Below are 19,833 nucleotides of genomic sequence, written 5' to 3' on the forward strand. Positions count from 1 at the left end.
TAGCAAACTTACCCGGTCAAACAATGGCCCACTCAGGATCTGAAAAAATTTTGTGTTTGCTTAATGATTTCGGCAGTTGACTGGTTTGTGACGCGTAAAGATTTTGGCAACGCCTTTTGCATTGTTAACCCATATCGTTTGGCAGTTAAACGGGCATCCAAAACCACAACCACCCCCCGATCTGTCTCAGAACGGATCAAGCGGCCAATACCTTGCCGTAACCGTAATGTAGCTTTAGGCAGTGCTGACGCATAAAAGGGATTATGTCCATTAGCTTCCAACTGTGCATTAGTCGCTGCCACGAGTAAATCAGTTGGTGAGTCAAACGGCAATCGCGTAATGATGACAAGCTCCAATGCCTCATTGGGCAAATCGATCCCTTCCCAATAGCTGGCTGCCCCTAATAAAATGGCATTATTTTCTGTCGTAAAGCGTTTTAGATTCTTCTCGCGACTGCCAGTCACTCCTTGAGCATAGACCGTTTGCGTCTCATCCAACAAGCCATGCGTTAATTCGCGATAAACTTCGCCAATAGCAGCTAACGAATTAAATAATACTAAGGTCTGCCGTTTCGTTGCCATCGCTAACTTGGCAATCGTTGCTGCCCAATAATGATATTGCACATCGGGCCGCCCCAAATTCATCGCTGGCGCGTCACTGGCCACGAACAAGCGTGCCTGATGTTCATAATCAAAGGCCTCTGGTAAACGTTTAGTCGTGGTGACGTCTTTATCCAGATCTAGTTGCGCCATGAGGTAATTTGCCCGACTTGAGGTAAACAACGTTGCCCCCGTAAAGGTTGGCCGTTGAAAATGATGATAGACATGGTCACTTAACCAACCAGCGGCCATCAATAACCCGCCACTTAACTCTAAGCTTGTGGAATCTCCATATTGATTTTGTTTAAGCCAGTAGACATGACTCGTTTTTTCTTCGCCTAATTGCTCATAAAAAAGTTGTAATTGGGCAAATAAACCGTCAATTTGCGCCAAGGTTTGTTCGAATTCATGCATTAATGCCTGATCAGAAGTCAGCCACTTACGCTGATTGGCAGCAAAACGCCGACGCAACTTGACCAGGTTGGTCTGTAGTGGCGTTCGCGCACCCATCAAGGCAGCAAAGGCGCCAGATTCATTGTGGAAGAGCTGGCGCAGGGCTGCATTATCTACCAGTTGTTCAACAATGCGTGTGCCCTTGGCGGTCATTTGCGCCCCCATCAGAAATTGCCGATATAGCGCTTGAGCAAATTGATCAAGGTCGGCATCTAAGCGGACTAAAATCGTCGACAATTGCCGCAGTGCATTGGTGGCCGCACTATCTTCATCAAACATCGCTGTCAGGTGATGTTCATGTTGATTAAAGATATTCGCTTGCGCGTGATGCAGCAATGAGATCCAGTCGTGGAACCGGACTGTCTCGCGATGACGGGTTGCCGCGACATCTGGCAAGTGTTGGGCCTCATCAACCAATAAAAAGGGTTGATGGCCTAATAACGTTTCCAGTTGCGCCGCATTTTGACTTAAATACGCATGATTAACGATCACCAGGTTGGCTTGGCGAACACGATTATCCAGGCGCCGCAAATAATCATCCTCATAGAAAGGATTCTGCTTGGATAAGCTAGCCAATCCACGGTGGGTAATTTCGTCAAATAGCGGTGCCCGATATGAATTTAAGTGAAGCTCATCTAAATCACCGGTTCGAGTATCAAGCAACCAGACTAAGATCCGAGCCTTTAAAAATTGACTCTGTTGTGAATGGTCGGGAACATTTAGTACCGCCGAAAAACGGGCTAAATCAAGATAGTGATGGCTTCCCTTAACCACGACGACATTGAAAGCAAATGGCAGCATTTGCCGTAATTTAGGGACGGTTTCAGTCATAAATTGTTCTTGAAGTAATGTCGTTTGCGTGGAAATGACGGTGGCCGTTCCTGTTTGCGATAAATAAGCAAATGGAACTGCGTAACCTAACGATTTGCCAATGCCGGTGGGGGCCTCGATAATTAGATTGTGGGTATCTGGATGACTGTAATTATTAAAAATCGCGTTCATCATCTTCGCCTGACCATCGCGCCAATCGATGACAGTTCCCCATTGTCTTTGTTTAGCGACTTTTGATTTTGGGAACGCACGGGGTTGCCCTAGATCAACGGGTTTAATCGGATCCGGTTCATGCAAAACTAACCGAGCACGAACATACTGTCCTGCTGGTAATTTAGTCGTTTGGCGGCGGGCCATCGTCAAAGCCGTTTGAAACATCGTGGCCGTGTCAGCCGGTAAAGATAAATGTAAAGCGATCAATTGGCGCAAAGTATTAATAGGTAGTTCACGTAAGCGAGCCAACAGATCAATGAGTAAAATTGCCGTTGCATCCGCATCCGAGTCGGCAGTATGAGGCTGGTCGTGCTCAATTTTAAAGTGGGCACTAAGGTCTCGTAACCGAAAACTAGTTAAGGTTGGAAACAAAATTTGCGTCAATGTCACCGTATCAATGGCCGAAATGGTTAAAGTCGGATAGCCGACTCGGCTAAATTCGGCATTTAAGAATGGAAAATCAAAATTTACATTATGTGCTACGAATACGGTTCCTTGCAGCATGGCGTACAAAGAACCTGCAATGTCGTCAAAATAAGGTGCATGACTGACGGCCTTATTCGTAATGCCGGTTAAGTGAGTAATATTATTGGGAATGGTGCGCCCCGGATTAACTTTGGTACTATACCGATTAATGACGCGACCAGACTGCACGAAAGCACAGCCAATCTGGATAACGCGATCACCATCATTTACACTGGTTCCTGTTGTTTCAATATCAACAACAGCATAGATTGTGTCAGTCTTCATCGATTTTACAAACGCCTTTCATCAAAACACCCTGCCTGCAGCAAACATACCGTAAATTAACAGCTTAGTGTCTTGATTTCATTTATCTAATCCTTAATCTAGTCCTATTCTACTCTGATTGATGACGCTGGCAAAGACTTCATCCATTATTCACACGCCCACGGCTGTGGTATGATAATGTTCGTAAATTATCAAAAGGGGTGAACGATTATGCAAACTGGTCACGGCCGCGCCCATGCCAAAATAATTTTAATTGGCGAACATAGCGTTGTTCATCAGCAGCCGGCCATTGCCTTGCCACTGCAAGGACTACCGGTAACAGCCACTTTAACAACTCACGATTCTGAGCAACGATTAGTCAGTGACTACTTTAGTGGCGCGTTATCTGATTTGCCAGGACAATTTGCCGGCATTCATGTGCTGCTTGAACGGCTCCTCAATCGTTTCCACGTCCCTAACCTAGGCTTTAACTTGGAACTAACCAGTACTATTCCTGAAGAACGTGGGATGGGATCCTCGGCAGCGGTTGCAACCGCCATCACGCGTGCCGTCTATGACTTTTTCGACAAGCCACTTGACCAGGCGACACTGCTTAAAACGGTTAACATTGAAGAAGTGATTACCCACGGAACCCCATCAGGTATTGATGCGGCAACCGTTAGCGCAAATCAACCTATTTGGTTTATTAAAGGCCAGCCACTCCAACAGTTACCCGTTAATTTATCGGCTGCCTTAGTGGTCGGTGACACCGGCGTCACTGGGCAAACTAGTCTCGCCGTAAATTCGGTGAATGAACTTCTGACTGACCGTGAACGGCCGCATGTCGGTCAAAATTTGGTCGATCATTTAGGTCAATTAACTTGGCAAGCAGCGACTTGTTTGCGAGACAACCAGCCTGCGCGACTTGGGCACCTATTGAATCAGGCGCAACTCGACTTGGCGGCACTGGGTGTTAGCCACCCGGTTCTTGAACACCTATTGTCAGCCGCCAATCAAGCTGGCGCCTTAGGTAGCAAACTGACCGGTGGCGGTTTAGGGGGCTGCATGATTAGTCTCGCCGCCAATCGGCAAAGCGCGCAAAAAATCCAGCAAGCACTATTGAGCGCCGGCGCAATTGCCACTTGGATCGAACCTTTTGAGCATTCCACTAAGCTGGGATAGAAACTGCCAATCACGTTCAGCCACTAGATTAGCCATCATGTCCTAACTAATTCACTTAAAGAGGAATTTTTAATGACCATTTCAACCATACCAGTCACCGCCCGCGCACATACGAATATTGCACTGGTGAAGTATTGGGGAAAAGCCGACGAGCATTTGATGCTGCCAACCAATGATTCAATTTCTTTAACCCTGGATCAGTTTTTTTCGACAACTACGGTTCAATTCGATCCGACATTGGCCATTGACGAAATTAATTTGGATGGGATTTCGTTACCGGCCGATGGACAACAACGAATTCGTCAGTTCATGGATTTAATTCGTCAACAAGCGCACCAGACCATGTTTGCGCACATCACGACAACCAACCACGTCCCAACTGCAGCAGGATTGGCATCATCAGCTTCAGGTTTTGCTGCTTTAGCTGGGGCGGCCGCTAAAGCAGCGGGCTTATCGACGGATCTTCGTGATTTGTCACGGCTGGCTCGACGTGGATCTGGTTCCGCGAGTCGCTCAATCTTTGGTGGCTTCGTCCAATGGCACGCTGGGCATAACGACGAAACCTCTTTTGCCGAACCAATTGTTGAAACCATGGATTGGCCGATTCGAATGATTGCCGTCGTCGTTTCCCGTCAGAAGAAAAAAATGAGTAGCCGAGCTGGCATGAAAGCTTCGCAACAGTCTCCCTATTTTCAAGACTGGGTCCAACTGGCCAATGCAGATATTGCGCCGATGACAGCCGCATTACTTAAAAAAGATATAAACCAAGTTGGTCGGATTGCTGAGCATAACGCGATGTCGATGCACGCGACGACGCTTAGCGCGACCCCACCGTTTACATACTTTAATGCCGACACTTTACGCGTCCTCGATATTGTCAGCGACTTGCGTAGTGAGGGCGTAAACTGCTATTATACGATGGATGCCGGTCCAAACGTTAAAATTATTTGCGAGGATCAGGATGTTGAAACGGTCTTAGGTCGCTTACGACCAACATTTGGTCAAAATAAGTTAGTGGTTGCAAAACCAGGCCCTGGACTAACCTTTCGATAAGTTTAAATTTAATTCTTGACGATGTTTGCACGCAGTTTGCCGGTGCATACATTTTTTGTCTTTGAAAGGACATGATTAATTGATTAGCGTGCAAGCACCCGGAAAGCTTTATCTCGCGGGAGAATATGCGGTTGTGGAAGCAGGCTACCCAGCCATTATCGTTGCCTTAAATCAATTTGTAACGGTAACAATTGAAGAAAGTCAAAACTTTGGTACGATCGATTCTGAACAGTACAAAGAAACATCGGTCAATTGGCGCCGCTCTGGCGATGAATTGGTTTTTGATAATCGCGACAATCCTTTTCACTATCTGTTGTCGGCAATTCGCTTAACTGAAACATATGCGCGTGCCTGTGGTCGTGATCTGAAATTCTATCATCTATCCGTTAACTCTCAATTGGATAGTAAAGATGGCAAAAAATTTGGCTTAGGTTCATCAGCTGCCGTCACGGTGGGCACCGTTAAAGCTCTCTGCAAGTTTTATCAATTACCGATCACAAAGGATACATTATTTAAATTAGCGGCTATCGCGCACCTTGATGTCCAAGGAAATGGCTCTTTGGGCGATATTGCTGCGTCCGTTTATGGCGGCTGGATTGCCTATCATTCCTTTGATCACCAGTGGTTAGCTGAACAACGTCAACAATTATCCTTAATTGATCTGCTCGCCTTAGATTGGCCAGGATTATCCATTGAATTGTTGACGCCGCCTGACGATTTGCGCTTGTTAATCGGTTGGACCGGTTCACCAGCGTCTACTTCTCATCTAGTTGATAAAGTAACGTGGGCCAAAAGTGTGGACCAGATCGAATATCGACATTTTTTGACGGCGAGCCGGGATTGTTTGAATCGAATGATTGACGGTTTTCGTCGTGGTGCGATTGATATTATTCAACACGAAATTCGTATTAACCGCCAACTCTTACAACATTTAAGTTCATTTAGTCATGTTCCGATTGAAACCGTTGCGTTAAACACGCTTTGTGCAATTGCTGAAGATCATGGTGGTGCCGCCAAGACATCAGGTGCTGGTGGCGGTGATTGTGGGATCGTTTTGATCAACCGACATGAAGCAATTGACACCCTCCTCCAAGACTGGGAAGCAGAAGGAATCACCACTCTACCGTTGAGTGTTCACAACGTGTTAGACTTAGTTTAGTTGTCAAACGGTTATAAATTGGTGAGTGAAGATATGGAGTGCCCCTATGGCAAAAACAACCCCCTCGGCTCACGCCCATCGTAAGGATGAACATCTGGCCATTGCTGAAAAACGTTTCCAAGTAACAGCCACAGCCGGGTTTGATCAAGTTCGTCTGATTCATCGAGGCTTACCCGAATTGGATCAAAATGATATTCATTTGAAAAGTCAGTTTGGCGATTTGTCGTTGGACTGGCCCTTTTACATTGAGGCAATGACCGGTGGATCGCCTCGAACTGGCGTTATCAATGAACAGCTGGCCCGTGTAGCTGCTGCAAGTGGCATTGGCATGGCAGTCGGTTCGCAAAGCATTGCCATTAGTGAACCAGAACAACTGGACACGTTTAAAACCGTCCGCGAAAACAATCCTGGTGGGATTATTTTTGCCAATGTTGGTGCCGGCGTTTCCATCACGGCCGCTCAGCAAGCTGTTGAGATGATTGAAGCCAATGCCCTAGAGGTTCATATCAACAGTGGTCAGGAACTGATCATGCCTGAGGGCGATCGTAGCTTTCACTGGTTGGCCCACTTGACTAAATTGGTTAATGCCGTCGATATCCCGGTGATTGTCAAAGAAGTTGGTTTTGGGATGAGTCGAGAAACTGCGGCCCAAATTGAACAAAGTGGTGTCCAATATGTAAATATTAGTGGCCGTGGCGGCACAAATTTTGCCCAAATCGAAAATGAGCGACTTATTGACCACCACTTAGACTATCTACACGATTGGGGTCAAACCACGGTAGAGTCCTTGTTAGAGGTTCAGCAAAGCCCCCTGCATGTTGCAGCCTCAGGAGGTGTGCGAACACCATTAGATGTCCTTAAATCATTAGTATTAGGCGCTGATGCAGTGGGTGTGGCTGGTTTCTTTTTGCATGAACTGATGACCAACGGGGAAACGGCACTACTGGCTTTAATTCAGCAATGGCAACAAGATCTACGTCAGCTTTACCTGTTAACCGGTTGTCAGACCACTACTGACTTACGGCAGGTTCCTTATGTTTTGAGTTCTGACCTGTTAACCTATCGTCAGCAACGTCAGTTATGAGCAGGTTTACACGCAGTTAGTCAATTAGTTCGGCAATTTTAAAAATTCCAACTCAAAAAACGGCTTTTCCCACCAAAATCGGAAAAGCCGTTTTTAAGTTCATCAATTGCGTGATCTAATCAGTGAGATGTGGCTGAAAGCGCAAACCTTTGGGATACCCATTCTTTAGCGTTTGCCCCACAACTTTACCAAAGCCAATCCCGTTACCATTGATCGTCGCTAATGTCCATCCGTGCCCTGGTTGCGCGAGGGACACCGTATCACCATGAACAAAGGCCGCCCACTGTGAGCGATCCAGCGCCACACGTGGACGATACTGGCTCGGTTGTAGCGCTAAAGCCAACGCGAATGCCGGCTCAAACCGGTTCTTCTTTAATGTTCCTAAGTGCAGGCCGGGGCGGATAATTCGCAAATGACCTAGATCTGGTGTGGCAGCTGGCAAAGCTGACAACTGATCGCCGAAAACAACCAGTTGGTCATCATCAATATCTGTTAAACCGTGTTGTTGAGCGAAATCATGCCACAGAGATATTGCGGCAGCATCTGGTCTTGGCAACCGGTGCTTAGTCTGTTTTCGTTCGGCAACTTCGCGATCACTGCGGCGAACAAGCACGGCGATAAAATGCCCCTCACCGGTAGCGTGATGTGGAAAAACTCGCCCAGCTCGCGCTAACTGAGGTTGATGATCCCCCCAAGCTGGACGTGCAGCTTCTAATCCTGGAAATGACGGTAAGTCGACTAATTCAAATTCGGGATAAGCGCACAATAGCCAAGCCATCATTTGTTCATCTTCCTCGGGCGCAAAAGTACACGTTGAGTAAATGAGGCGTCCACCGGGTTTGACCATCTTAACGGCTTCACGCAAGATTTCTTTTTGCCGTTGGGCACAGAGCTTCGGATAGTCTAGCGACCAAAATGTCATCGCCGCTGGATCTTTACGAAACATGCCTTCTCCTGAGCAAGGCGCGTCAACCACGACTTTATCAAAAAAATCAGGCAGTTGTGTGGCTAGGTGTTCTGGAGTCTCATTAGTTACCACAGCATTAGCAATCCCAAACCGCTCCACGTTTTCTGACAACACCGCTGCCCGTTTAGCAAATATTTCGTTAGTGACTAATAGACCTTGTCCAGCCAATCCCGCCGCCAACTGGGTCGTCTTACCACCAGGAGCGGCACATAAGTCTAAGATCCGTTCACCGGGCTGCGCGTCAGCAATTGCCCCGACTAACATTGCTGACGGTTCTTGACTATAAACAACGCCCGTCGTGTGATCTGGTGTGTGCCCGCCGACTTGACCGAAATAACCATTAGGTACGCCGGTTGGCTTGGTCTGGCTATAATCGGCTGGCACTGGATTCTCCTTTAATGGATTAGTGCGAAAACCATGTTGGACTGGTTGGTCAAAACTCGCCAAAAAATCCGCCGCTTCGTCTGCTCCCATCAAATGCTGATATTTTTCTGCATAACCATCCGGTAAACGCATCAAATTCTCCTTTCTCATCTTACAAACATCGAATAATTTTACACCGACATGGACGTCACGTCACGTCTGATGTCCTTGTTAGGCAACGACTTGTTCAAGATTGGTTGCCGATTCCTATTTTTTTCGGTATGGTGGTTATCATAAATTAAGTTAAACCAGCCTGCCAGGAGGAATTGAGCCGTGAGTCGTAAATTAATTGCCATTGATTTAGATGGGACCACCCTAAACAACCAGTCCGTGATTTCACCGTTAACTAAACAGGTCTTACAGCAAGCAAGTGCAGCCGGACATATCGTCAGTATTGTGACTGGGCGTCCTTATCGAATTTCACGACAATTTTACGATCAACTAGGTCTTCATTCCGCGATGATTAATTTCAATGGGTCTTTGGGTCATTTACCCCATCACGAATGGGCTAAAGAATATCAATATACGATCGATCGCGAAATTGCGCTAGACTTGTTAGCCCATCAACAGGATCTTGGCATTGAAACGATTGCTGCAGAAAACAAAGCCCACGTGTGGGCCAATCATCAAAGTGATGGTACGATTGATTTTTTCCCAACCATCTTGCGACAACAACAAGTCCTTAATGCAACAAATTTAACCGATAATCCGACCGCGCTGACACTTTATTTCTCTGAATCACATCGAAAACAGCTCATTGAAGACTTGCTTTCTCGTTATGGTAATCAGATTGATTTAAACGTCTGGGGTGGCCCATGGCCCGTTTTAGAGGTGGCCCATAAAGGCGTCGAAAAAGCGACCGGTCTTGAATTTCTGGCCCAAACTTATCAAATTGATCGCGAGAATATTCTGGCCTTCGGTGATGAGGGCAATGATCAATCGATGATTGCTTACGCCGGTTGGGGTGTCGCAATGGCCAATGGCATTGATGATTTAAAAGCCATCGCTCAAGATGTTACCTCCGTCGACAACGATCATGATGGCCTCGCCCACTATCTGCAAGACTATTTAAGTTTACCAACCGCGCTGGCAGAAGCGCAATGATTGCAATTTGTCTGCGATAGCGTCATCATAAAGTTAACTAATCAGATGAATTGTTGTTTATCAGTGATAACCGCCATCTAAGGGGGAATTTTCATGACTGAGGAAAACGTTCTGTTTAACCCAGGGGATGCGATCGCTAATGCCCACGATTACAATGAAGTTTATCAAAGCGCTCAGATTTATAAACATCATAATCCGCATACCCTCTTTATTGTTTCGGAAAGTGATGGCAAACCGTATGTTTTATTTGATCAAGATGCGGTTAGCAATCAGGGCCAGAATCAAAAGAAATATCGCGTGATTAAAAAAATGTAGTTTCAAAAAAAGATCGTTTCCTTAGCCCAACAGCTTGGAAACGATCTTTTTTGATTAAACCTAATTAGCTCCAGTCTGTCTCAATCGCTGCAATAGATAGACAGCAACGATGACCAGCACTGAGCCAATAACTTCCATGACGCTAATTTGTAAGTGGAAAAAAATAATACTGAGGATAAAGGTAACGACCGGCTGAACAGCATCCACGATACTGATGACAGCCGAGGGGGCAAAATTCAAACTATAAAGTAGCGTTGAAAATGCCAAAATGGTCCCCACCAAAATAACGCTGCTAACGGAAGCAACTAGCTGTGGCGTAATGGGCGGCGTATCCACCCAAAATGGATGAGCTAAATTAAATAGGATGCCACTGATGAACATTCCCCACCCTAACACCACAATTGGCGAATGTTCCGCCACAATGGCACGTGGTAAAACGACATAACAAGCGGCGGTGACCCCAGATAAAATGCCCCAAATAATCGACGGAACTGGGACCGCCAGCGTATGGATGTTCCCTTTTGTAATCGCTAAGAATACCCCCACCAGCGCAATCGCAAAGGCAATCAAGTCTGAGCGCATTGGCAATTCTCGTTTAAAGACCAGAGCCCCTAAGACAATGAATAATGGGCTCAAGTACTGCAAAATTGTCGCCGCCGAAGCGTTACCTGTTTTGATACTCATATAAAAAGTAAAGAGATTTGCCATCAGACCTAGCAATGCATAGGCCACCAGCCAGCCGACCAATCGCCAAGATTTAAATAGTGAAAAAATCCGATTTCGTTCTTGAAACCAGCCAATAATCAACAAAATCGTGCCGGCGCCTAATGTACGAACTGATAAAAACCAAGTGGCGGGAATATTTTGTCCTTGCGAGATGTACTGAAGAATGGTCCCCGAAATCCCCCACATTGTGGAGGCAAACGCGGCCCAAAAAATTCCTTTAGAATAATTTTGTGCTTTCATGTGACTTCCTTACTTCAAAATAGACTTATGAAAATAAACGTTCACTAATGCTCAAAGGCTTGCGCGGCTTTAATCGCGATTTGCCAGCCTTGATACAAACTTGACCGTCGATCCGCTGACATGGTCGGCGCAAATTGCGCGCCACTGGCATATAACTGCCGTAACTCTGCTTGATCCTGCCAAAAATCTACTGCCAGTCCAGCAAGAAAAGCGGCTCCCAAAGCGGTCGTTTCATTGATTTTTGCCCGTTGAATGGTCGTGTTTAAAATATCTGCTTGAAATTGCATCAAGTAGTCATTTTGAGCAGCACCACCGTCCACATGTAAGGTCTCAATTGCCAGTCCCGTGTCCGCAACCATCGTGTCCACGACATCACGGGTTTGATAAGCAATGGCTTGTAAGGTCGCACGAACAAACGCGGCCCTACTGGTGCCACGAGTCAGCCCAAAAACAGCTCCGCGCAATTCTTGATCCCAATACGGTGCGCCTAATCCGGTAAAAGCCGGCACAACGTAGATGCCATCATCGCCCTCAGCTTGGTTGGCTAGTGTTTCCGTTTCAGTCGCGGACGTTACTAACGTAAGGCCGTCTCGCAACCATTGGACTGCTGAGCCAGCGACAAAGATGGATCCCTCTAACGCATAATTAATCTGGCCATTTAAGCCATAAGCAATGGTCGTCAAGAGTCCTTTATTTGAGAATGCCGGCTGTAACCCGGTATTCATCACGATAAAAGCGCCGGTACCATACGTGTTTTTGACATTTCCTTCATCGAAGGCCGTCTGTCCAAACAAGGCCGCCTGCTGATCACCAGCGATCCCACAGATCGGTACGGACACCCCTGACATTGTATAGTCAGCTGTGTACCCATATATCTCTGATGAGCTGCGCACCTCCGGCAGCAGACCTCGTGGAATGTTAAAAGCCGTTAACAGCTCTTGATCCCACTGCATCTCATGAATATTAAATAACATCGTTCGACTAGCATTGGTATAGTCTGTGGCGTGGACTTTGCCGCCAGTTAATTTCCATAACAACCACGTATCAATTGTTCCGAATAACAAATCGCCATTTTCTGCTCTTGTTCGACAACCAGGCACTTGATCAAGAAGCCATTTGATCTTAGAGGCGGAGAAGTATGAATCAATGACCACCCCTGTCTTCTGATGAATTTTAACCGCCAAGCCGGCTGCTTGCCATTCGTCCGCAATCGGGGCTGTTTGTTTTGACTGCCATACGATTGCGTGATAGACCGGCTTACCCGTTTTCTTATCCCAAATGATTGTCGTTTCGCGCTGATTCGTGATCCCAATTCCGCGAATTTTATACGGTGGAATATGAGCTTGGATGAGGGCATCCGCCATCACCGATTGGACGCTTTCCCAAATTTCTTCCGGATCGTGTTCAACCCAGCCTGGTTTGGGAAAATATTGCGGGAATTCCTTCTGTGCTTTGCCGATTACTTGACCTTGATGATTAAAAATCATGGCCCGACTACTCGTGGTCCCTTGATCAATTGCCATCACGTACTGTTCATCGCTCATAAATTGACTCCTATCTGCGTTATGAAATTAAGCCCTTGCTAATTTTAGCAAATTTCAGGGGCCCTATTCCACCCGATTGTGCGTTTGCCGTAAACGTTCCTGAGTCGCTTCATCAAAGAAATTACCAGTGACATCCACGGTAGTGACGAGATCCATGAAACTTTCAGGATCAATGCGGTTTACCGTGGTCTTTAAATCATAAAGTTCATAACGCGAAATAACGATCATTAACGTTGCATTCGTCTGATTGCTGAAGCCACCACGTGAGGGTAAGACGGTAATGCCGCGAAATAAGTGACTGCGCAAGTCCTGAATCATTTCCTCTGGACGACTAGTGACGATTAACGCCGTCATTTTTTGGTGTCGCGTATGGATTGTGTCGACCATACGAGAAGTTGCATAAATTGTGATGATCGTAAATAGCGCATTTTCCCAACCAATAAAAAAACCAGCAACGGCCACAATGCCGGAATTCAACACTAAGGTCAAGGTACCAATGGACCGCCCCGTCGTCTTTTGTAAGACCATCGCGATGATATCCATGCCGCCGGTTGAAAAGCCGAAGCGAAAGGGAAAACCGATCCCAACGCCCGTCAAGATGCCACCGAACAGCGCATTGAGCAACGCGTTATGCGATACACTCACCTCAGGAATTACAATGGCCAAGATCGAGGTCACAATGGCATTAGCAAAACTCCAAGCAGTGAATTTAGGTCCGATTTTATGCCAGCCCATAATACCAATTGGCAAATTAAAGGCCAGGATGAACCAACCTGTTGAAACATGGACGTTAGCTGCTACCAGACCCCAGTGTAGCAACTGGGCAATCCCATTTAGACCACCCGAAAAAATATTACTGGGAATCAAAAATTCATTTAACGCGACTGCACAACAAATCGATGAAAATAAGAGAATCACGCTTTTAATGAGACCATCTTGATTTTGCCAACGTGCCATGAGCGCACTCCTCCGTTTGCTTTAATGTTCCAATTAAACCACATTCTTCTAATGCCTGACCACCAGATTTCCCAGTAAATCACAGAAAAAAATTGATGGTGTCAGCTCAAAGATGTTGCTTGGTTAGAAATCAGCATGAAAGCCCTTAGAATAGCGAGTGAAATCAACTGGTGCGCCGCTTTTCTGCTACAATTTACTTTAATGTAATTTTATAAAATTATGCAAGACTTTTGCCGTCTTGCCCATCAATGAAGTGAGGTTTTGATGAATGGAGCAACTTTTCGAACGGCGTCCCTCCGCCTGCACGAGTATTTTGGTAGGCCGTTATGCCACTATCGACGGCTCGATTATGATTGGCCGTAATGAAGACAGTAAGCCTTCCTGGCCTAAACATTTCGTGGTCCACCCCCATCAAGTATTTGATACCCCTCAACCATTTCAATCCAACGATAATGGTTTTAAGACAATCCTGCCTAAAATTGCTTTACGGTACACCGCCACACCTGAATGGACGTCAAAATTCGGATTGTTCGAAGAAGATGGGATCAACGAGGCCAATGTCGCTATGTCGGCAACCGAGAGTGCCTATTCGAATTCGACTGTCTTAGCCGCTGACCCCTTCGTCACTGACGGACTAAACGAAGAAGCTATGATTACTGTGGTCCTCCCATACATCACGACCGCGCGCCAAGGGGTCAGTCGTTTGGGTTCACTTATTGAGACCGCTGGTACCGCAGAAACAAATGGGATCTTATTTGCCGATCAACAAGAAGCTTGGTATATGGAAACTGCGGCCGGTCATCAATGGGTCGCTCAACGGATCCCAGATGATGGCTACGCCGTGGTTGCCAACCAATTGGCCATTCAACAGGTTGATTTTGACGACCCAGATAACTTCATGACGGCGTCTAGACTAGCCGAATTTGTTAAAACGAATCACTTGAATCCGGATCGAGATGGTTTTAATTGGCGCCGGATTTTTGGGACGCACACCGTGGCCGATGAACACTACAACATGCCCCGCGTGTGGGCTGGACAGCGGTTGTTCAATCCTAGTACGGTTCAAGATCCGATGAATCAAGAATTACCATTCATCCGTTATCCGGAACACAAACTATCTATCCACGATGTTCAAGGCTTCCTCAGTAATCATTATGAAGGGACGCCTTATGATCCGGTCGGACCGGAACAGCAACATAATCATGACTTTCGGCCGATTAGCTTAGCTAAGACGCAAGAAGCCCATGTACTACAATTGCGACCACAAAAAGACTCCAACCTAGTAGGCATTCATTGGTTAGCAATGGGCGTGGCTGCACAGAGTTCATTTGTACCATTTTACAGTGCTGTAAGCGATACGCCGATTGCTTATCAGCGCGGACAAGGCACTTATTCACCCACGAGCGCTTATTGGACTTATAAACTGGCTAGTATCTTGTGGGATGCGCACTATCAACACTTCAGCCCGTTATATCAACGGGTACAAACAGATTTGGCTGTTCAACTGGCTGCGCAACTGCGAACTAACGACCAACAAGCTGTTCAACAAGCTCCAACTGATCAAGTCAGTTTTTTAACGAAATCAAATGAGCAGATGGCTGAACAGGCGTTAACCGCGTATCAGTCGCTAATCAGCCAACTTGTGACTGAAAGTACTGATTTTTCACCGCTTAATTTCAAAACGGATGAAAAACTATAACACAATTTCCAATTATGGGATAAATCAAGCTCGATGACATGAAATGAGGTTTCACAATGGAAAATGAATCAAGCAACAAGAAGACCTTAACACTTGGTGCACTTGTTTTAATGATCTTTACGACTATTTTTGGTTTTGGTAATACCCCCACAGCCTTTGAGCAAATGGGCTATGGAGCAATCTTCTGGTATTTATTAGGTGCACTCCTATTCTTCCTGCCGAGTGGCTTGATGTTTGCTGAGTATGGCGCTTCCTTAAAAGGCTCTAAAGGTGGGATTTACTCCTGGTTAGATGCTTCAATTGGGGAGCAATGGTCCTTTATCGCCACCTTTATCTGGTTATCCGCGTGGATCATTTGGCAAGTTATGATTTCTCAGAAAGTTTGGATTACACTTTCGACCATTCTGACTGGTAAAGATACGACGCCCAGTTGGCATCTATTTGGATTAAACTCCACCCTAACCATTGGCTTACTGGCCATTTTGTGGATCATTGGTATTACTTGGGCCGCATCTCGAGGTATGGAATCCATCGCCAGAGTCTCGTCGGTCGGTGGAATCGCGGTGATGGCATTAAATGTCATTCTAGTTTTGGCCAGTTTAATTATTTTAATTGCCAATCATTTTCAGCTGGCTCAACCCATCAACCACTTGTCAGATTTTGCAACTTCGCCGAATCCGCAATTTCAAACCCCCATTGCCATGATCAGCTTCGTGATTTATGCCATTTTTGCTTATGGTGGTCTGGAATCAATCGGTGGGGTAACCGACTCGCTCGATCAACCGGAAAAGACTTTCCCGAAAGGCATCCTGATTGGGACCTTGGTGATTGGCATCGGTTACTCACTAACGATTTTCTTATGGGGAATTTCGACAAACTGGAGCATGGTCATTGCCCACGGAAATGTTAATTTGGGTAACATTACTTATGTCTTGATGGGAAACTTGGGCGATGTCTTAGGCATTGCACTTGGTCTCAGTGTCGCCAACGCCCATGTTCTGGGTGAAGTCTTCTCCCGTTTTGCTGGGGTCAGCATGTTTTTGGCTTATCTGGGTTCTTTCTTTGTCCTCATTTACTCACCATTAAAATCTTTTATCCTGGGATCGCCAAAAGAACTTTGGCCAAAGAAAATGACACACTTGAATCGCCATGGTATGCCTGAATTTGCGATGTGGATGCAGGCAGTCGCTGTGATTGTATTTATTGCTGGAATCTCCATCGCGTCAGTCTTAACTCACCAAGACGCTAAATTTTTCTACAATGTTTTAACGTCAATGAGTAACGTGTCGACGACTTTACCTTACTTGTTCTTAGTCGGGGCGTTCCCTTATTTCAAACGAGAAGATTTGCCACGACCATTCGTCGCTTATCACTCACATCGCTGGATGCTGTTTGTCGTCACCCTAGTCATGATTACTTTAAGTATCGGAATTGGCTTTACTATTTTACAACCCTTCTTAGTTAAAGATTGGGTGACTGCCATTGCAACTGTTGCCGGTCCAATCATTTTCGGCGGAATTGCTTGGATTTTCTATGCCAACCGGGAAAATAATTTAGACAGTTAATTGGGGCACTTTAATTGACGACAAGAACGCTAGCGCCTGCAATGCTAGTGACAATGGCTTAAACTTTAGCCGACCCGTTTTCGTCATTCGCACGCAATGAGCCTTCATACCTGCAAAAATTCTCATGAGACTCGCAAATCGCGTGCGCTCGAACATAGGCACATTTATCATCAGCTTAATCAACCAACAAAATAATCCACAATAAAAAGCACGTTAGATTGACATTGATTAGTCAATCTAACGTGCTTTTGTCACGGATCAAGCGCAAATCTTAACGACGTGCTTCCTTGATTCGAGCCGCTTTACCATGTAAGGCACGTAAGTAATATAACTTACTGCGACGAACGCGACCATGACGTGTAACTTCCACATGATCAACTCGTGGTGAGTTAACTGGGAAAGTCCGTTCAACCCCAATCCCGTTACTAATCTTACGAACGGTATAGGTGGCTGAGATACCAGCACCATGACGCTTAACGACAACCCCTTCGAATAACTGGATCCGTTCACGGGTCCCTTCAACGATCCGGGCGAAAACACGTACGGTGTCACCGGCGCGGAAATCAGGCATGTCATCGCGTAGTTGGCTAGCGGTGATCTTTTCAATTAATTGGTTCTGTCTCATAATGAGCTTCCTTTCACTCGAAATTCATTCACAGTCGCGCTGCCAGCGGAATGTCGGTATTATGGGCTAAATCGCCACAAAAAAGCGTACCATAAAACCCAAGTAGTTGTAAAGCTAATTTCCTTTACAACCCAGTTCAAAATTCAAAACACGATTCATTTGGCATCGGTAGACTGGCCATTAAGCACAATCATTAACCACGAGTTTCTTCATCAATAATATCATTTAATAAGCGCTGTTGTGCCGTCGTGAGATTCGCTGATGCCAGTAAATCCGGTCGCCTCTGATAGGTGCGCCGTAAAGATTCACGCATGCGCCACTCATCAATCAGTTGATGATTGCCGTTGGTTAAGACTTCAGGCACCAACCGTCCCCGAAAATCAGCTGGTCGTGTGTACTGTGGATATTCAAGCAACCCATTACTAAAGGAATCACCAGGAGCTGAATCCGTGTTGCCTAATACGTCGGGAATCAAACGGACGGTTGCATCAATCATGACCATGGCGCCTAATTCACCACCAGTCAAAACATAGTCCCCCAGTGACACCTCATCGGTCACTAGTTCGCGAATACGTTCATCGTAACCTTCATAGTGGCCACAGATGAAGGTTAAATGTGGTTCTGTCGCAAATGATTCAGCCACCTGTTCTGTAAACGGAATTCCGGCCGGATCTAGCAAAATCACCCGGCCACGATCTCCCGCTTCCTGCTCAACATGATCCATCGCATCGAAGATCGGCTGTGGCATTAAAAGCATTCCGGCCCCGCCACCGTAGGGCGTGTCGTCTACATGATGATGGCGGTCAGCAGTAAAGTCACGAAAATCAGTGACGTTAATATCAAGAATTCCCTTATCAACTGCCTTGCCCACAATCGACTCTGTCAAAGGGCCGCTAAACATATCAGGGAATAAACTTAGAATATCAATCCTCATCATCTAACCCCGCCATCATTTCAATCTTGATTGAACCGGCTTGAATATCGACCTTTTTAACGACTGGATCAATAACTGGTAATAATAGATCTGATTTTCCAGGACGTTTAACCACCCAGACGTCATTAGCTCCCGGTGCCAAAATTTCTTTGACCACCCCAATTTCTCGTTGGTGCTCATCAATAACGCGCAATCCAATGATCTCATGATAGTAATATTGACCATCCGGCAAGGGTTGCTGTTGAGCTTCAGTGACGTACAATTCAGATCCCTTGTATTGTTCGACCAAATTAATATCATTTAGGCCCTTAAATGTCACGAGTATAAAAGATTTGTAAGGTCGCGCTGCAGCAATTGTCAGAGCTTCTTGTTTAGCCTCTGGTCGGTTAGCCGTCACATAAACCGTTTGACCATTAGCAAACCGCTGCGTTGGAAAATCCGTGGTGGCAATCACGCGTAGTTCACCCTTTAAACCTTGGGTGTTCACAATTTTACCGATGTTATAAAAGGCCACAATGAGTCCCTCTTTCATTTTGATTATCTGGCAATCGCTATGCATAGGTTAGTTTAAACACCAATGTATCAACTGAAAAGACCCCATTTCCCAAATCTCAGGAAATAGGGTCTAAAAATTGAACGAGCTACTTAAACGTTAGCGATAAACCAACGTACTACATATTCTCATCCATGATTAGCAATCGCACGCGACGATGATCGATCGTCCGCAAGCTATAAACCACCGTTCGAATTGCCTGAGCAACCTGACCATGATGACCAATAACAGCCCCAATATCATGGGGATCAACCTGTAGCGCATAGTCCGTAAAACGTTCTCCAGGCTTGACTGCGACCGTGATCGCATCAGGATGATCGACGAGTGGTGAGACAACAGTGACAATAAACGTCCTGACTTCTTCACTTGTTAATCGGTGTTCCTGACTAGAATTCATGTGCTAATCGCCTCAAATTACTTCTTAGTGAACTTAGCTTCATGGTACTTCTTCATAATACCTTCATGAGAAAAGATGTTCTTAACTGTGTCAGAAGGTTGCGCACCATTGTTTAACCATTGCATAGCTAAGTCTTCATCCAGCTTAACTTCAGCAGGGTTAACTAGCGTGTTATAAGTCCCAATTTGTTCGATGAACCGACCATCACGAGGTGAACGAGAATCAGCAACCACAATCCGGTAGAACGGACGCTTCTTGGAACCCATACGTTTTAAACGAATTTTTACAGACATTGAAAATTCCTCCTAAATTTCTTAACGAATCTTAGTTTAGCCAACCATCACGATGGTGTCAAGGAGTTTTTCTTTACACGTAAAAATCTTCATTCTATCAACCTGTGCTGAGTGGAAGCTCATGTTTGTATAATTTCTGCTAAGAAGGTTAAACTCTGGTCAAGATTTATGGGAGCCGTCGGTTGTCT

General features: G+C 45.8%; 18 protein-coding genes. 8 read left to right on the forward strand and 10 right to left on the reverse strand.

Annotation, left to right across the window (positions count from 1 at the left end; translation table 11 throughout):
• Positions 1–32: 32 nt before the first annotated feature.
• The gene (locus AC27FN_RS01760; protein ID WP_487166311.1) at positions 33–2,846 is read right to left on the reverse strand and encodes a helicase C-terminal domain-containing protein; all 2,814 of its coding nucleotides are present in this window, start codon (positions 2,844–2,846) and stop codon (positions 33–35) included.
• Between the two features lie 210 nt (positions 2,847–3,056).
• Between AC27FN_RS01760 and mvk the strand changes: the two genes are divergently transcribed.
• From mvk to fni, 4 genes are all read left to right on the forward strand, one after another.
• A complete protein-coding gene (gene mvk, locus AC27FN_RS01765) occupies positions 3,057–4,007 on the forward strand; it encodes a mevalonate kinase (RefSeq protein WP_487166312.1) in 951 nt (316 codons plus the stop codon).
• A gap of 72 nt (positions 4,008–4,079) precedes the next feature.
• Positions 4,080–5,060, forward strand: coding sequence for a diphosphomevalonate decarboxylase (mvaD, locus tag AC27FN_RS01770; protein WP_487166313.1), 981 nt, complete (start codon positions 4,080–4,082; stop codon positions 5,058–5,060).
• Positions 5,061–5,139: 79 nt separating this feature from the next.
• Positions 5,140–6,219: a phosphomevalonate kinase gene (locus tag AC27FN_RS01775; protein ID WP_487166314.1), complete on the forward strand. Its 1,080-nt coding sequence runs from the start codon at positions 5,140–5,142 to the stop codon at positions 6,217–6,219.
• A gap of 46 nt (positions 6,220–6,265) precedes the next feature.
• Positions 6,266–7,303 carry a type 2 isopentenyl-diphosphate Delta-isomerase gene (gene fni / locus AC27FN_RS01780; protein ID WP_487166315.1) on the forward strand — a complete coding sequence of 346 codons (1,038 nt, stop codon included), beginning with the start codon at positions 6,266–6,268 and terminating at the stop codon, positions 7,301–7,303.
• Positions 7,304–7,418: 115 nt separating this feature from the next.
• On the opposite strand, the gene AC27FN_RS01785 is transcribed toward fni, so the two are convergent.
• Positions 7,419–8,804, reverse strand: coding sequence for an RsmF rRNA methyltransferase first C-terminal domain-containing protein (locus AC27FN_RS01785; RefSeq protein WP_487166316.1), 1,386 nt, complete (start codon positions 8,802–8,804; stop codon positions 7,419–7,421).
• Positions 8,805–8,966: 162 nt separating this feature from the next.
• Here AC27FN_RS01785 and AC27FN_RS01790 point away from each other — a divergent pair, with 162 nt between their 5' ends.
• Both AC27FN_RS01790 and AC27FN_RS01795 read left to right on the forward strand, forming a co-directional pair.
• On the forward strand, positions 8,967–9,797 hold the full coding sequence (locus tag AC27FN_RS01790) for a Cof-type HAD-IIB family hydrolase (RefSeq protein ID WP_487166317.1): 831 nt from the start codon (positions 8,967–8,969) through the stop codon (positions 9,795–9,797).
• 93 nt (positions 9,798–9,890) lie between these two features.
• Complete coding sequence (locus tag AC27FN_RS01795) at positions 9,891–10,112, forward strand: hypothetical protein (RefSeq protein WP_487166318.1); 222 nt, start codon at positions 9,891–9,893, stop codon at positions 10,110–10,112.
• 60 nt (positions 10,113–10,172) lie between these two features.
• Here the strand turns inward: AC27FN_RS01795 and AC27FN_RS01800 are convergent, their stop codons facing one another.
• From AC27FN_RS01800 to AC27FN_RS01810, 3 genes are all read right to left on the reverse strand, one after another.
• Positions 10,173–11,078, reverse strand: coding sequence for a DMT family transporter (locus tag AC27FN_RS01800; RefSeq protein WP_487166319.1), 906 nt, complete (start codon positions 11,076–11,078; stop codon positions 10,173–10,175).
• 44 nt (positions 11,079–11,122) lie between these two features.
• Positions 11,123–12,622 (reverse strand): glycerol kinase GlpK, encoded by a 1,500-nt coding sequence (glpK, locus tag AC27FN_RS01805; RefSeq protein WP_487166320.1) that lies wholly within the window; start codon positions 12,620–12,622, stop codon positions 11,123–11,125.
• A gap of 63 nt (positions 12,623–12,685) precedes the next feature.
• On the reverse strand, positions 12,686–13,579 hold the full coding sequence (locus tag AC27FN_RS01810) for a YitT family protein (RefSeq protein WP_487166321.1): 894 nt from the start codon (positions 13,577–13,579) through the stop codon (positions 12,686–12,688).
• 268 nt (positions 13,580–13,847) lie between these two features.
• Between AC27FN_RS01810 and AC27FN_RS01815 the strand changes: the two genes are divergently transcribed.
• Together AC27FN_RS01815 and yjeM are read left to right on the forward strand one after the other, a co-directional pair.
• Positions 13,848–15,278 carry a C69 family dipeptidase gene (locus AC27FN_RS01815; protein WP_487166322.1) on the forward strand — a complete coding sequence of 477 codons (1,431 nt, stop codon included), beginning with the start codon at positions 13,848–13,850 and terminating at the stop codon, positions 15,276–15,278.
• Positions 15,279–15,334: 56 nt separating this feature from the next.
• Positions 15,335–16,843: a glutamate/gamma-aminobutyrate family transporter YjeM gene (yjeM, locus tag AC27FN_RS01820; RefSeq protein WP_487166323.1), complete on the forward strand. Its 1,509-nt coding sequence runs from the start codon at positions 15,335–15,337 to the stop codon at positions 16,841–16,843.
• 271 nt (positions 16,844–17,114) lie between these two features.
• Here yjeM and rplS read toward each other — a convergent pair whose 3' ends face one another.
• From rplS to rpsP, 5 genes are all read right to left on the reverse strand, one after another.
• Complete coding sequence (rplS, locus tag AC27FN_RS01825; protein ID WP_407882261.1) at positions 17,115–17,468, reverse strand: 50S ribosomal protein L19; 354 nt, start codon at positions 17,466–17,468, stop codon at positions 17,115–17,117.
• Positions 17,469–17,661: 193 nt separating this feature from the next.
• Positions 17,662–18,402 carry a tRNA (guanosine(37)-N1)-methyltransferase TrmD gene (gene trmD / locus AC27FN_RS01830; RefSeq protein ID WP_487166583.1) on the reverse strand — a complete coding sequence of 247 codons (741 nt, stop codon included), beginning with the start codon at positions 18,400–18,402 and terminating at the stop codon, positions 17,662–17,664.
• Positions 18,392–18,916, reverse strand: coding sequence for a ribosome maturation factor RimM (gene rimM, locus AC27FN_RS01835; protein ID WP_487166324.1), 525 nt, complete (start codon positions 18,914–18,916; stop codon positions 18,392–18,394). Before rimM ends, trmD begins: the two co-directional genes overlap by 11 nt.
• A 157-nt stretch (positions 18,917–19,073) precedes the next feature.
• Positions 19,074–19,352 carry a KH domain-containing protein gene (locus AC27FN_RS01840; protein WP_487166325.1) on the reverse strand — a complete coding sequence of 93 codons (279 nt, stop codon included), beginning with the start codon at positions 19,350–19,352 and terminating at the stop codon, positions 19,074–19,076.
• 17 nt (positions 19,353–19,369) lie between these two features.
• A complete protein-coding gene (rpsP, locus tag AC27FN_RS01845; RefSeq protein WP_487166326.1) occupies positions 19,370–19,645 on the reverse strand; it encodes a 30S ribosomal protein S16 in 276 nt (91 codons plus the stop codon).
• Positions 19,646–19,833 lie beyond the last annotated feature (188 nt).

The organism is Furfurilactobacillus sp. W61-4, assembly GCF_057545565.1.

Coding starts and splice junctions, on each gene's coding strand:
- fni (WP_487166315.1), top strand. CDS start 6,266: ATGGCAAAAACAACCCCCTCGGCTCACGCCCATCGTAAGGATGAACAT.
- AC27FN_RS01760 (WP_487166311.1), bottom strand. CDS start 2,846: ATGAAGACTGACACAATCTATGCTGTTGTTGATATTGAAACAACAGGA.
- AC27FN_RS01840 (WP_487166325.1), bottom strand. CDS start 19,352: ATGAATTCTAGTCAGGAACACCGATTAACAAGTGAAGAAGTCAGGACG.
- AC27FN_RS01785 (WP_487166316.1), bottom strand. CDS start 8,804: ATGAGAAAGGAGAATTTGATGCGTTTACCGGATGGTTATGCAGAAAAA.
- AC27FN_RS01815 (WP_487166322.1), top strand. CDS start 13,848: ATGGAGCAACTTTTCGAACGGCGTCCCTCCGCCTGCACGAGTATTTTG.
- mvaD (WP_487166313.1), top strand. CDS start 4,080: ATGACCATTTCAACCATACCAGTCACCGCCCGCGCACATACGAATATT.
- AC27FN_RS01810 (WP_487166321.1), bottom strand. CDS start 13,579: ATGGCACGTTGGCAAAATCAAGATGGTCTCATTAAAAGCGTGATTCTC.
- yjeM (WP_487166323.1), top strand. CDS start 15,335: ATGGAAAATGAATCAAGCAACAAGAAGACCTTAACACTTGGTGCACTT.
- glpK (WP_487166320.1), bottom strand. CDS start 12,622: ATGAGCGATGAACAGTACGTGATGGCAATTGATCAAGGGACCACGAGT.
- mvk (WP_487166312.1), top strand. CDS start 3,057: ATGCAAACTGGTCACGGCCGCGCCCATGCCAAAATAATTTTAATTGGC.
- AC27FN_RS01800 (WP_487166319.1), bottom strand. CDS start 11,078: ATGAAAGCACAAAATTATTCTAAAGGAATTTTTTGGGCCGCGTTTGCC.
- trmD (WP_487166583.1), bottom strand. CDS start 18,402: ATGAGGATTGATATTCTAAGTTTATTCCCTGATATGTTTAGCGGCCCT.
- AC27FN_RS01795 (WP_487166318.1), top strand. CDS start 9,891: ATGACTGAGGAAAACGTTCTGTTTAACCCAGGGGATGCGATCGCTAAT.
- rplS (WP_407882261.1), bottom strand. CDS start 17,468: ATGAGACAGAACCAATTAATTGAAAAGATCACCGCTAGCCAACTACGC.
- rpsP (WP_487166326.1), bottom strand. CDS start 19,645: ATGTCTGTAAAAATTCGTTTAAAACGTATGGGTTCCAAGAAGCGTCCG.